The 13005-nt window shown below is 71.2% G+C and carries 11 protein-coding genes; 9 read left to right on the top strand and 2 right to left on the bottom strand.

Annotation, left to right across the window (positions count from 1 at the left end):
- Positions 1 to 43: 43 nt before the first annotated feature.
- Entirely contained in the window at positions 44 to 2386 is a 2343-nt protein-coding gene (gene secD / locus OG736_RS02380) for a protein translocase subunit SecD (RefSeq protein WP_327180885.1), read from the top strand.
- 337 nt (positions 2387 to 2723) lie between these two features.
- On the opposite strand, the gene OG736_RS02385 is transcribed toward secD, so the two are convergent.
- Complete coding sequence (locus OG736_RS02385) at positions 2724 to 2975, bottom strand: hypothetical protein (protein WP_327180886.1); 252 nt, start codon at positions 2973 to 2975, stop codon at positions 2724 to 2726.
- Between the two features lie 126 nt (positions 2976 to 3101).
- On the opposite strand from OG736_RS02385, the gene OG736_RS02390 reads away from it, so the two are divergent.
- The 4 genes from OG736_RS02390 to OG736_RS02405 all read left to right on the top strand — a co-directional run bounded on the left by OG736_RS02390 (position 3102) and on the right by OG736_RS02405 (position 7868).
- Positions 3102 to 3821, top strand: coding sequence for a hypothetical protein (locus OG736_RS02390; RefSeq protein WP_327180887.1), 720 nt, complete (start codon positions 3102 to 3104; stop codon positions 3819 to 3821).
- 28 nt (positions 3822 to 3849) lie between these two features.
- Positions 3850 to 5433, top strand: a complete 1584-nt coding sequence (locus OG736_RS02395) for an FMN-binding glutamate synthase family protein (protein WP_327180888.1) — start codon at positions 3850 to 3852, stop codon at positions 5431 to 5433.
- Between the two features lie 13 nt (positions 5434 to 5446).
- Complete coding sequence (locus OG736_RS02400; protein ID WP_327180889.1) at positions 5447 to 7210, top strand: thiamine pyrophosphate-dependent enzyme; 1764 nt, start codon at positions 5447 to 5449, stop codon at positions 7208 to 7210.
- A 145-nt stretch (positions 7211 to 7355) separates the two neighbouring features.
- Positions 7356 to 7868, top strand: coding sequence for a carboxymuconolactone decarboxylase family protein (locus OG736_RS02405; protein WP_327180890.1), 513 nt, complete (start codon positions 7356 to 7358; stop codon positions 7866 to 7868).
- 31 nt (positions 7869 to 7899) lie between these two features.
- Here the strand turns inward: OG736_RS02405 and OG736_RS02410 are convergent, their stop codons facing one another.
- Entirely contained in the window at positions 7900 to 8406 is a 507-nt protein-coding gene (locus tag OG736_RS02410; protein WP_327180891.1) for a cupin domain-containing protein, read from the bottom strand.
- A gap of 138 nt (positions 8407 to 8544) precedes the next feature.
- Between OG736_RS02410 and OG736_RS02415 the strand changes: the two genes are divergently transcribed.
- The 4 genes from OG736_RS02415 (at position 8545) to OG736_RS02430 (ending at position 13003) form a co-directional block, all read left to right on the top strand.
- Complete coding sequence (locus OG736_RS02415) at positions 8545 to 8979, top strand: RrF2 family transcriptional regulator (RefSeq protein ID WP_327180892.1); 435 nt, start codon at positions 8545 to 8547, stop codon at positions 8977 to 8979.
- A complete protein-coding gene (locus tag OG736_RS02420) occupies positions 8976 to 9896 on the top strand; it encodes a DsbA family oxidoreductase (RefSeq protein WP_327180893.1) in 921 nt (306 codons plus the stop codon). Before OG736_RS02415 ends, OG736_RS02420 begins: the two co-directional genes overlap by 4 nt.
- A 478-nt stretch (positions 9897 to 10374) precedes the next feature.
- On the top strand, positions 10375 to 11943 hold the full coding sequence (locus OG736_RS02425) for an ABC transporter substrate-binding protein (protein ID WP_327180894.1): 1569 nt from the start codon (positions 10375 to 10377) through the stop codon (positions 11941 to 11943).
- A gap of 31 nt (positions 11944 to 11974) precedes the next feature.
- Positions 11975 to 13003: an ABC transporter permease gene (locus OG736_RS02430; protein ID WP_442816992.1), complete on the top strand. Its 1029-nt coding sequence runs from the start codon at positions 11975 to 11977 to the stop codon at positions 13001 to 13003.
- Positions 13004 to 13005: the final 2 nt, after the last annotated feature.

Raw genomic sequence — 13005 nt, forward strand, 5'->3', positions numbered from 1 at the left:
GGGCAGACGTCGACTCCGTCTGCCTGCCCATCGTGGAGAACTCATGTCCCGCGCGCCCATGTGGCGGGCGATCGTCGCCCTAGGTGTGATCGCCGCCTCGCTCTTCTTCGCTCTCACCCAGTCCGCCCGCCTCGGCCTCGACCTGCGCGGCGGCACCCAGATCGTCCTGGAGACCAAGGACTCACCCGTGGTCAGGGCCGATGCCGAATCGACCCAGCGGGCCCTGGAGGTGCTCCGCCAGCGGGTCGACGCGCTCGGCGTGTCCGAGCCGAGCCTGTACCGGTCCGGACAGCAGCGGATCTTCGTCGAGCTGCCCGGCGTACAGGACCCGCGCGAGGCCGCCGAAGTCATCGGCCGTACCGCTCAGTTGACCGTCCACCCCGTGCAGGGCGCGACGTACCAGCAGGATGCGAACCAGGGGAAGCCGGCCAGGGACGGCTCGCGCACCCTGGCCGACCCCGACCAGAAGGGGGCGTTCCTCAAGCTCGGGCCCACCGTCCTCACCGGCGAGGGAGTCAGGGACGCCGAGGCAGTGTTCGACCAGCAGAAGATGTCGGGCTGGATGGTCAACCTCGCCTTCCGCGGGCAGGCGGGCAAGGACTGGGCACGGGTCACCGGGGCGGCGGCCTGTGCCCCGCAGGGCGCCCCCGAGCGGCGCGTCGCCATCGTCCTGGACGGCAAGGTCCTCTCGGCGCCCGACGTCAACGCCGATGTGGCGTGCGAGGTCGGCATCTCCGGTGGCTCCACGCAGATCACCGGCGGCTTCGGCCGGGAAGAGGCCCGCGATCTGGCCGCGCTCGTCAAGGGCGGCGCGCTGCCGGTGCCCGTAGACGTCGTGGAGCAGCGCACCGTCGGCCCCACGCTCGGTGCCGACGCCATCGCCGCCAGCACCCAGGCCGCGATCATCGGGCTCGCCCTGACCGGGCTGTTCATCATCGTCGTCTACCGGCTGCTCGGTGCCCTGGCCACCATCGCGCTCGCGCTGTACGGGCTGATCTCCTACGCCGCGCTGATCGCCCTGGGCGCGACCCTGACACTGCCCGGACTCGCCGGTTTCGTCCTGGCGATCGGCATGGCGGTGGACGCGAACGTGCTGGTCTTCGAGCGTGCCCGCGAGGAGTATCTGGGAGTCCGCGCCCTGAAGTCGGCCTCGGCGCACCTGGACAAGCCGCTGAGCATCGGCTTCGGCAAGGCATGGAGCGCGGTCGTCGACTCGAATGTGACCACGCTGCTCGCGGCGGGGCTGCTCTTCTTCTTCGCCACCGGACCCGTCAAGGGCTTCGGCGTCACGCTCTCCATCGGTGTCCTCGTCTCGATGATCTCGGCGCTGGTGATCACCCGGGTCCTCGCCGACTTCGCGGTCCGGCGCCGCTTCGTGCGCAACCGGCCCGGCCTGACCGGGATCACCTCCACGGGCCGGGTGCGTGCCTGGCTCGCGCGCCGCGAACCCCGCCTGGTGCACCACCGGCGCCGCCGGCTCGGCGTCAGCGCGCTGCTGATCGTGGTTGCCGTCGCCGGAATCGGCCTGCGCGGCCTGGAGTTCGGGGTGGAGTTCACCGGCGGGCGCCTGGTGGAGTACAGCACCAGCAGGCCCGTGGACGTGGACGCAGCACGTACGGCGGTCACGGACGCCGGGTTCCCGCGCGCGGTGGTGCAGGAGTCGGGGGACGGGGACATCTCGGTACGCACCGGTGAGCTGAGCAACGACCAGCAGCACACGATCAGAACGGCGCTGGCGAAGGAGGGCGGCGAAGTCACCGTCGAGCGGGACGAGCTGATCGGCCCGAGCCTCGGCGACGAGCTGCGCCGGCACGCGCTCATCGCGCTCGGCATCGCCGTCGCGACCCAGCTGATCTACCTCAGCGTGCGGTTCCGGTGGACGTTCGCCGCCGCGGCGGTGTCGGCCATGGTGCACGACGTGCTGCTTGTGGTGGGCCTGTTCGCCTGGCTCGGCAGGCCCGTCGACAGCGTCTTCCTGGCGGCCCTGCTCACGGTCATCGGATACTCCGTCAATGACACCGTCGTCGTCTTCGACCGGGTGCGCGAGGCGCGCCGCCGCGATCCGGCGGCGGACCTGGGAACCACCGCGAACAAGGCCGTCATCCAGACCCTGCCGCGCACCGTGAACACCGGTATGGGCGCGCTGTTCATCCTGGCAGCCCTGGCCGTGCTCGGCGGTGACTCGCTCGCGGACTTCTCCGTGGCGCTGATCGCCGGCGTGGTCATCGGTATGGCATCGACGGTGTTCACCGCCGTGCCGATCGCCGTGCAGCTCGAGGGCAGCCGCCCGGCGCCGCCAGTGCGCCCCGAGCGCAGCGAGGACAGCGGGGCGCGCAGTCCGCTGGAGCGACGCGGGCGGGCGCGGGATTCAGGCGCTGTGGTGTGAGGGCGCGCGGAGGCTCGTGGGGAAGAAGCGGACAGCCGGGCGCATCCCCGCGATCCGGCTGTGAAAGGTGCAGCATGCTCCTCGTTCGACGCCCGTACCCGTCTATGGCGACAGCCCACGTTTCCTGAAAAGCGGCTCGGCAATTGCTTCCGCTGGCTGATCAGCCGGAGGCGGTCCGCCTGGATGAAGAACGGAGGGCCGGCACCGTGGTCCGGTCATTGCCGACGCCGCGGAGACCCGCTCCCGGAACTCCTCCGACTCTGGTCCCACCACCGGCCGGTCCCGCCCGAAACGGAAATCACCATGTTGCCGACTCCGCGACCGTTGGCACTGCGAATCACCCGTCCGTGTCGTCGTCACCGCTCCGCCCGGCCTCCGGTTCCCCGGTGAGCCGGGTCGCAAGGTGGTAGGCGACGGTGACGTCCTGGTATTCCTCACCGGGGATGACCGGGTCCGGTAGCCGGGTCCGGTCGCTGTGGCTCGTCGACTCTCGCTTCCCGGTGCCGGGGAAGCGAACGACTGTCTGGGGTTCCTGCGTGAAGCGGAGCCGTTCGGCGTGGACCGTCGACCGGAACAAGATGTCCCCCACCGGGCTCCCGGCCCCCGCCCCTCGCGTTCAGGGCGGCTCCTGCGGCTCCCTGGCGGTACGTAGGCGACTGGATCTTGGCGGCAGCTTCCCGTCCTCTCCGCGCACCCGGCGCGTGCGGGTGCCGCCTTGACTCCGGCCGGCCCGGCCCCGCTCTCCCTCCGCGCTCTTGCGCGCCGCACGCGGCTCGGCCGGCTCGGTCCCTTCAGCGGTGGCGTTCGCCGTCTCAGCAGCGTCCGCAACGGCGTGGCCGCCGCCCAGTACTGTGTCGCCTGCCGCTTCCGTCACACCCGCGGCCTGTCCGGCCACGCTCCCGGCGGTGCTGCCCACCGCCTCGCCGGCGCTTCCCACGGTCCGGCTCGTCTCACGGCCGACATCCTCCACCGCGCGCCCGGCACCACCGCCCACGTCCTGAACGGCCCTCCCCGCTCCCTGCCCGACATCCTGCGCCACGGAGCCGACGCCCCGGCCCACGTCCTGGACAGCAGCCCTGGCGCCCTGCCCCACGTCCTGAACGGCCCTCCCGGCTCCCTGACCGACATCCTGTACGGCGGCTCCGGCGCCCCAGCCGACCTCCTGGACGGCCCTTCCGGCACCCGTACCCAGCTCCCCCACTGCCTGACGGGCTCCGCCGCCGACATCCTGCACAGCGGACCCGACTCCACGCGCCAGCTCGTGCAGGATCTCCGGGTTGCGGTCGAGAGTGGTGAGCACTCGGTCGATGATCTTCGCGACGTGGTGGAGACGCACCTTGAGCTGGGCCTGTGCCTCGACACCCGAGATGCCCAGGTGCACCTGAATCTCTGCGCCCCATTTCTTGACGATCTCTGGAAGGAACGGGGGACATGATCGTCGGCTGCCGGGCAACGCGGGGGAGGTGACACGTATCGGACTGGTGGTCCTCGCTCTGTTCGCCGCGCTCGTGGCGGGCGCGGCCGCGGTGGGAAGTTCGCCGTGGTGGTGGTTCGCCGCCGTGCCGCTCCTCGTGCCGGGCCTGCTGGGCGCCTGGGACCTGACGCAGCGCCGGCACTCCGTGCTGCGCAACTATCCCGTCCTCGGGCACGCCCGCTTCCTCCTGGAGAGGATCCGTCCGGAACTGCAGCAGTACTTCATCGAGCGGAACTTCGACGGCCGTCCCTTCGACCGGGACACACGCACCATCGTCTACGAACGGGCGAAGGGAACCGACGCCGAGCAGCCGTACGGCACCGAGCGGGACGTCTACCGCCCCGGCCACGAGTTCCTGGTGCCGTCGATGGCGCCGTGTCCGGTGCCGGAGGCCGCACCGCGGGTGCGGATCGGCGGACCCGACTGCGGCCGTCCGTACGACATGGCGCTGCTGAACGTGTCGGCGATGAGTTTCGGCTCGCTCTCCGCGAACGCGATCCTCGCCCTCAACGGGGGTGCCGCGGCCGGGGGTTTCGCCCACGACACCGGCGAGGGCGGACTGTCGGAGTACCACCTGCGGCCGGGCGGTGACCTCGTCTGGGAGATCGGCACCGGCTACTTCGGCTGCCGGACCGACGACGGCGACTTCGACCCGGAGGAGTTCGCCGACAAAGCCGCGCACGAGCACGTGAAGTGCGTGTCGCTGAAGCTCTCGCAGGGCGCGAAGCCCGGCATCGGCGGAGTCCTGCCCGGAGCGAAGGTCGACGCCGAGATCGCCCGGGTGCGGGACGTGCCCCAAGGCCGGACGGTGATCTCACCGCCCTACCACCGGGTGTTCTCCACGCCGCGCGAACTCGTGCGCTTCATCGCCAGGATGCGGGAACTGTCCGGTGGGAAGCCGACCGGTTTCAAACTCTGCGTGGGGTCGCGCCGACAGTTCCTCGCCGTGTGCAAGGCGATGCTGGCGGAGGGCACCGCCCCGGACTTCATCGTGGTGGACGGGGCGGAGGGCGGCACCGGGGCCGCGCCCCTGGAGTTCGCCGACCACGTCGGCACCCCGCTCACCGAGGGGCTCCTGACCGTGCACAACGCCCTCGTCGGCACCGGTCTGCGCCACCGGGTCAGGATCGGCGCCAGTGGCAAGATCGCCACCGGTACCGACCTGGTCAAGCGCATGGTGCAGGGCGCCGACTACGGCAACGCCGCTCGGGCGATGATGTTCGCCGTCGGCTGCATCCAGGCGCAGCGGTGCCATACGAACACCTGCCCCACCGGTGTCACCACGCAAGACCCCCGGCGGGCCCGCGCGCTCCACGTCGGCGACAAGACGCTCCGGGTCCGGCGCCTGCAGGAGGCGACGGTGGCGAGCGCGTTGCAGATCATGGCGTCCATGGGCGTCTCCGATCCCGCGCAGTTGCGTCCCCATATGCTCCGCCGGCGCATCGACCCCCGCACCGAATGTTCCTTCGAGGAACTCTACGAGTGGCTGGCGCCCGGGCAGTTGCTCGCCGAGCCGCCCATCTCCTGGGCGGCCGACTGGAACGCCGCCGACCCCGACCGTTTCACCGTCTGATCCGGAGGATCCCGTGGCCCGAACTGTCGCGCGCGTCATCGTGGACGCGCTGAGCGAACTTGGCGTACGCCAGGTCTTCGGCGTCGTCGGCGACGCGCTGAACCCGCTGACCGACGCCATCCGCACCACCGAGGGCCTGGAGTGGGTGGGCTGTCGGCACGAGGAGGCCGCGGCCTTCGCCGCGAGCGCCCAGTCGCAGCTCAGCGGCACTCTGGGCGTGTGCATGGGCACCGTCGGCCCCGGCTCGGTGCACCTGCTCAACGGGCTGTACGACGCGGCCAAGAGCCGTACGCCGGTGCTGGCGATCGCCGGGCAGGTCCCGCTCGCCGAACTCGGCAGCGACTACTTCCAGGAGGTCGACAACGACGCGCTCTTCAGCGACGTCGCCGTCTTCCGGGCCACGATCACCTCGGGCGACCAGCTGCCGCAGATGCTGGAGACGGCGGTGCGCACGGCGCTGGGCCGCAAGGGCGTCGCCGTTCTGACCGTCCCCGGTGACCTGGGGGAACGGGAGCTGAGCGCGGACCGGCCGGCCCGGTTCTCGCTGAACGCCCCGGTGAGCCGACCGGACGAGTCCGCCGTCCGGCGGGCCGCCGAGCTGCTCGACCGGGCGCGGCGGGTCACGCTGCTCGTCGGACGAGGCGCCCGCGCCGCGCGCGAGGACGTACTGGCCCTGGCCGACCGGCTGGCCGCGCCGATGGTGCTCACGCTGAAGGCCAAGGAGGGATTCGAGGGCGACGCCAATCCCTTCCAGGTCGGCCAGACCGGGCTGATCGGCAACCCGGCGGCCGCGTCGGCCCTCCAGGACGCGGACACGCTCCTGCTGCTGGGCACCGACTTCCCCTACCGGGACTGGTATCCGGAGGGCCGGACCGTCATCCAGGTGGACACCGAGGCCGCACACATCGGGCGCCGGGTGCCCGTGGAGGTGGGGCTCGTCGGTGACACGGGAGCGACCGTCCGGGATCTCCTGGCCCAGCTCGCCGTCGCGCCCGCCGGGAGCGACGGCGCGCGCGACCGCTCGCACCTGGAGGGCGCCCGCAAACGCTTCGAGCGGTGGCGCGAGGGGCAGGCGCGGCTCGCCGACCCGGCGCACGACAAGAGTGTGGTGGGCCGCCTCCGCTCCGCGCTGGACAACCGCGCCGGTGACATCCGCCCGGAGGCGCTGGCCGCCGTGGTGGACCGCCTCGCCGACGACGACGCCGTCTTCACCTCCGACACGGGCATGGCCACCGTGTGGCTCTCGCGTTTCGTCGAGATGCGCGGCGAGCGGCAGCTGATCGGCTCCTACAACCTGGGCTCCATGGCCAACGCCATGCCCCAGGCTCTCGGCGCCCAGTGCCTGGACCGGGACCGCCAGGTGGTGGCCTTCTGCGGCGACGGCGGGCTGAGCATGCTCCTCGGCGACCTCATGACACTCAGGACGAGCCGGCTCCCCGTCAAGCTGGTCGTCTTCGACAACCGTCGCCTCGGCATGGTCAAACTCGAACAGGAACAGGCCGGGCTCCCGGAGTTCGGCACCGTGCTGGACAACCCCGACTTCGCGGCCGTCGCCACGGCCATGGGCATCACCGGCATCCGCGTGACCGACCCGGCCGAGCTGGAGGAGTCCGTCCGCCGGGCCTTCAGCACCCCCGGGCCCGTCCTGCTCGACGTGCTCACCAACCCGGACGAGATCGCCGTCCCGGCCAAGCCGACCGTCGCGCAGGGCTGGGGCTTCGCGGTGGCCAAGGTGAAGGAGGTCGTGCGCAGCCAGGGGGACACGGACGCGCACTGACCTCTCGGCCGGGCGCATCAGCTCCACGACCGTGCCCTGCCCCGGGGTGGTGTCCTCGCGACGCTCCGGGGTCGCACGGCACAGTGGGACGGCACCGATCCGATCCGGCAGTTCGGCCGAGCCGCCCCTGACGAAGGAGTTCACCATGGAGTACCCCGACCTGACGGCCCTGCCGGCGGAGCTGCGGGAAGCCGTGGCTGCGCGCGGTTCGCTCAACGTCTTCCGCATGATCATGCACTCGCCCCGACTCGCCCCCGAGCTCCTGGAGACGGCCGACGCGATCCTGCAGCGCAACTCGCTCCCGGACCGGTTGCGCGAGCTCGCCATCGTGCGGGTGGGCCGCGTCTACCAGGCCTCGTACGAGGTCCACCACCACGAGAACATCGGCCGCCTGGTCGGTCTGAGCCAGGACGTGCTCGGCGCTGCCGCCACCGGTTCCACGGAGGGGCTGTCGGACGAGGAGGCGTCGGTCCTGCGCTGCACGGACCGCCTGCTCGCCCGGCACACCCTCAGCGACGCCGAGCGTGCGGAGGTGCTGGAGTTCCTCACGGTGGGGCAGCTCTCCGACCTCGTCATCACGGTCGGCTTCTACCAGCTCGTCAGCAACTTCCTGAACACCTTCGGCGTGACGACCGAGGGCGAGACCAGCCCGTACTGAGCCGCCTCGGCACTCGGGAGTCCCCGGCCGGTCAGTCCTGCTCGCGTCCCCGTACGTACAGGTGCGGCAGGTTGACGACGATCGCCTCCTGGGTGCTGCGGGCGATGACCACCACGGCCTCCTCGGCCGGGTCCGGGTTCTCCTCGCGATGCGGCACGAACGGGGGGACGAAGATGTAGTCGCCGGGAGAGGTGCGCAGCCGTATCTCTTCCGGGGTGCCGCCGGAGTCGTCGAGGAAGACGAACTCGGGGTGTCCGCTCACCACATGGATGGCGGTCTCGGACTCGCCGTGGTGATGGTCCGAGGACGAGGTCGAAGGGGCGACGTGCGTCTGGCCCATCCACAGCTTCTCGGAGCCGACCGTCGTGCCGCTGACAGCTGCGAACCTGCGCATGCCTCCGGTCTGGGCGGTGTCGCCGTCGAGTTCGTCGGCGCGGATGTGGTGCAGCCGGGCGCGCAGGGACGTCACCGGGTGATCCGCACGGTCGCCGAGATGGGGGTGGAATCCTTCGCCGGGGGTGGTCAGCGGCTCGCTCATAGGTCGGACGCTAGATCCGCTCCGAAAAGGATGTCAAGAGGTGTCCATTGCGCTTCACCTGCGGCAATGTTCCCGCAACAGAGGTGGAGAAGGGAAGGAAGTCCTGGCTGCGGCCCGCTCTTCGGGCATCATGTGCGCATGCATATCTCCGCGAAGGCGGACTACGCCACGCGGGCCCTGTTGGAGCTCGCCCGCGAACCCGACCGCCCCCTGACGTGCGAGGCCATCGCCTCCTCGCAGCAGATCCCGTTCCGCTTCCTCAAGTCCGTGGTGGGCGAGCTGCGGAGGGCCGGTCTGGTGCGCAGCCAGCGCGGCTGCGAAGGCGGGTACTGGCTCGGCCGGCCCGCCGACGAGATCACCCTGCTCGACGTCTCGCATGCTGTGGACGGCGAGTTGATCACCCTGCGGGGCGAGCCGCTGGACGGGCTCGACTATCCCGGCCCCGCCTCCGGCCTGCCCGGGGTGTGGCGCCGAATCGAGGCGGACGCCGCCGCCGTCCTGGGCGGAACCACGCTGACCGCGCTGCTGCCCGAGGCAGTGGGCGGACAGCTGGACCGGAAGGGAGCCGCGTGACGAGCGAGGCAGGTCGTGCGCCGGTCGAGGTGGTGGAGTACACCGATCCGCTGTGCCCCTGGGCGTGGGGTTCGGAGCCCGTCTTCCGCGGGCTGCGCGCGGCCCTGGCCGGCCGGGTCCACTGGCGTCGCGTGTACTGCATCCTCTTCGACCACGACGACGACCCGGCCCCCGACGCGGCCGCCGAGACCGCCTGGTACTCCCGCTACGTCGAGGACATCAGCGGGCACACCCACGCGCCGAGGGCGTTCCGGCTCAGCCGGGTGGCGGCGAGTTCGTGGCCCGTCTCGCTGGTCGCCAAGGCCGCCGAACTCCAGGGGCCCGAGGTGGCCGAGCGGGTGCTGCGCCGGCTGCGCGAGAGCGTCTTCGTCCTGGGCGAGCCCGCGGACACGCCCGCGCTCGCGTTGTCGGCGGCGCGGGGTGTGCCGGGGCTGGACCACGAGCGGCTGGCGGCCGACGCGGCCTCGGCAGCCGTACTCGCCCGGGTGCGCGCCGACCACGCCGAGGCACGGCGGCCGGTCCGCGCGGTGCTGTCCGTGCCGGACGGGTCCTCCCCGCATCCCGGCGCCGCCAAGGAGACCCCCGACGGCGGGCACCGGTACGCGCTGCCCACGCTGCTCTTCCGTTCGCCCGTCGGCGCCCGTGCCGTGCCCGGCTGGCGGTCGTACGAGGAGTACACCGCCGCGGTCGACGCCCTGGAGCCGGGGCTGGCGGCGGCCCCCGCGCGACTGGATCCGACGGAGGCGCTCGCGCGCTACCGGAGCCTCACCGAGCCGGAGCGCGGACTGCTCACGCGAGGTTCATGGCCGCCTGCGGGCGCCGTCCGGGTGGAGACCGCAGGCGGCCCTCTGTGGCTGCATCCCGAGGAGGCCCGAACGCACCCGGCCGCCGGGCGCGGCTCTCCGCCCGCCACCTGACAGGGCTCTGATCAGCGCTCAGAGGCCGTCCCGCCGAATGAGACACCTTTTGGTGTCCATTGACAGGCCGTGACGGCTGACCCCAGGATGTGCAGCATGCTCACGACGCACCCCGGTGTGGTGTGCCGCTACGTGGACCTGCGGCGCACCTGTAGCGCTCTCTGTCGCTGACCGCCCGCCGCCCGCGGTCCACAGGCGCCTGACCGCACAAGCCGGCACCGGCCTCCCGCCGTTCGTCCGCGCAACGCCCGTCATCTCGCGCCGTCTCCTTCGCGACTCCTCGCCTGCCTTCCTCACACATCCCGGCACTCCCCCGCGACTTGGCCGACGCCGCCCTGAGCCCGGCATGCCCCTGCGCGCACCGCAGCACGCCGGCATGTCCGCTCCGGCGCGCACCGACGTCCGAAGCCGCGGCACACGCCCTCGTTCACGAGCCCGCAGCCCTGACACGGCCGGAGCCCTCGAAGAAAGAATTGAGATGTTCGGACGACTCACGCCGCGCCGCCCCAGACTCAACCTCCCCTCCTCACGCCGGGGCCGGCTGCGCGCCGCCGCCCTGGGGACCGCCCTCGCCACCGTGCTCGTCCCGGCCCTCAGCGCCTGCGGCGGCGAGAGCGCCTCGGCGAGCGGCAACGCCACTTTGAAGTGGACCTCCTCCTACTTCCCCACCCACTGGGACCCGGTGGTCGGCGGCAGCGGCGCCCAGTTCCGCGAACTCGCCCTGGTGTACGCCTCCTTGACCCGCACGGACGAGAGCGGCAAGGCCGTGCCCGACCTGGCCAAGAGCTGGGAGTACAACGCGAAGGGCGACCAGATCACCTTCCATCTGCGCCCGGGACTCAAGTTCAGCGACGGAGAGCCGGTCGACGCCGCCGCGGTGAAGGCGGCCATCGAACGCGCCAAGAACCAGAAGAACTCGGCGCTCTTCGGTGACCTGACCTCCATCAAGTCGGTGACGGCCGAGGGGCTCGACGCGGTCGTCCGGCTCAGCCAGGTCGACTACCAGATCCCCCAGCTGCTCGGGGAGCGCGTCCTGCAGATCACCAGCCCCAAGGCGGCCGAGTCTCCGGAGAAGCTGGACCAGAACCCGGTCGGCGCGGGCCCGTTCGTCGTCACGCAGATCGTGCCGGGCACCAAGGCGGTCCTGAAGAAGAACCCCGACTACTGGGACGCCGAGAACATCCACATCGACAACGTCGAACTGACCTCGGCCCCCGACGCGTCCACGGTGGTCTCCGGCCTGGAGACCGGCGTCTACAACTTCGCCGACATCAAACCCAGCCAGGCGGAGGCCGCCGAGAAGGCCGGCCTCGATGTCTTCGTCCAGCCCGGGTTCAACGCCTCCAACATCAGCCTCAACATCAACAAGGCACCGTTCGACGACGACAAGGTCGTCGACGCGGTCCGCCACGCGATCAACCGTCAGGAGTTCGTCGACAAGCTGACGTTCGGCTACGGCGAGGTGACCGACCAGCCCTTCCCCAAGGGATACGTGGCCTACGACCCCGAGTCGGCGGACGCCTACGCCTACGACCCCGCGAAGTCGAAGGAGCTTCTCGCCGAGGCGGGCCACAAGGCCGGTGACATCAAGCTGAACCTGGTCATCCCGGCGGACGACCCCCAGGCGGAGATCGTCCAGTCGCAGCTGGCGAAGGTCGGCATCACCGTCACCATCAAGATCGACAAGAACTGGTCGACGCCGTTCTTCGCCAAGGACCTGACGTTCTCGCTGTACGGCACCACCGGGCGGGACTCGGCGGTGCAGACCCTGACCGCGCACTTCGGCCCCAATGGCCCGCTGAACCTCAGCTCGCCCTACGAGCCCTCGGGCTTCGAGGCGGCCGTCGCCAAGGTCCGCCAGACCCCGCTGGACTCGCCCGACTACACGAAGGTCCTCCAGGCAGCGACCCGGGCCGGCCTCCAGAGCAAGGCCCTGGTGTTCACGTACTCCCAGCCGAACCTCATCGCGAAGAGCAAGTCCATCTCCGGCCTGCCGAAGAACCCGGCCCACATCGACTGGACCGGCGTGACCATCGGCGGCAGCTGACGCTCCGTCCACCACTGAGAGGGGGCACCCCATGACGACGACGGAGACTCGGGCCGCGCCCGACGGACGTCGCATGGCCGCCGCGGCCAGGACGCGGCACACACCGGGCCGCGTTCTGGCCACCCTCGCCCGGTCGATCGCGATCTTCGTGCCCGTCTTCCTGGTCGCGACGTTCGTGACGTTCGCGCTGCGCTCGCTCAGCGGGCTCAGCCCGGCGCGGATCCAACTGGGCGAGGAGGCGACACCCGAGGCGATCGCCAGGGTCGAGGCACAGTGGGGTCTCGACCGGCCCTTCCTGGTGCAGTACGGCGACTGGTTCGACGGCGTCCTGCACGGACAGCTCGGGACGAGCTGGACCAACGGCGCCGACATCTCCACCCTGATCGGCCTCGGGCTCGGCGTGAGCCTGTCGGTGGCGACCTTCGCGCTGCTGATCGGCGTGGTCGTGGGGTTCGCCCTCGGCACCGTCGCGGCCCTGCGCCGCACGACCTGGATCGACCGCGCCATCACCGGCTTCGTCACGGCGATCTCGGTGATGCCGGCCTTCGTCGTCGGGATCGTGCTGGTCGCGGTCCTCGCCGTCCAACTGAAGCTGTTCCCCTCCGCCGGGTACATCCCGGCGGAGCAGGGGCTGGGGCCGTGGCTCGCCCACATCACCCTGCCCGCCGTCGCGTTGAGCTTCGACGTCGTCGCCGACGTCGCCCGCCAACTGCGTTCCAGTCTTATCGCGGCCTACCGCGAGAACTACGTGACGGGCGCCGTCGTCAGAGGTCTCGGCCCACGCCGGGTCTTCTTCGGTCATGTGCTGCGCAACGGTCTCGGGCCGGCGCTCGCGACCCTCGGCCTGAAGTTCCCCTCCCTCGTCGGCGCCTCCGTCGTCACGGAGTGGATCTTCGGTCTCCAGGGGTTCGGACGGTTCGCCAACGACTCCGCTCAGGCCGGCGACGTACCGGCCGTGCAGGGGGTCCTCGTCGTGTCGATCGTCCTGGTCGTGGTGTTCAACCTGTTCGTCAACCTGGTGCTGGCGCGTGTGACGCCCGCATCGCAACGGGGGGTGTGACC

This window comes from Streptomyces sp. NBC_01334, assembly GCF_035983595.1.
GTDB classification, from domain to species: Bacteria; Actinomycetota; Actinomycetes; order Streptomycetales; family Streptomycetaceae; genus Streptomyces; species Streptomyces coriariae.

What these genes read in the sequence shown, in the direction of transcription:
- secD (WP_327180885.1), top strand. Translation starts at nt 44, where the DNA reads ATGTCCCGCGCGCCCATGTGGCGGGCGATCGTCGCCCTAGGTGTGATC.
- OG736_RS02405 (WP_327180890.1), top strand. Translation starts at nt 7,356, where the DNA reads ATGGAGTACCCCGACCTGACGGCCCTGCCGGCGGAGCTGCGGGAAGCC.
- OG736_RS02410 (WP_327180891.1), bottom strand. Translation starts at nt 8,406, where the DNA reads ATGAGCGAGCCGCTGACCACCCCCGGCGAAGGATTCCACCCCCATCTC.
- OG736_RS02415 (WP_327180892.1), top strand. Translation starts at nt 8,545, where the DNA reads ATGCATATCTCCGCGAAGGCGGACTACGCCACGCGGGCCCTGTTGGAG.
- OG736_RS02425 (WP_327180894.1), top strand. Translation starts at nt 10,375, where the DNA reads ATGTTCGGACGACTCACGCCGCGCCGCCCCAGACTCAACCTCCCCTCC.
- OG736_RS02430 (WP_442816992.1), top strand. Translation starts at nt 11,975, where the DNA reads ATGACGACGACGGAGACTCGGGCCGCGCCCGACGGACGTCGCATGGCC.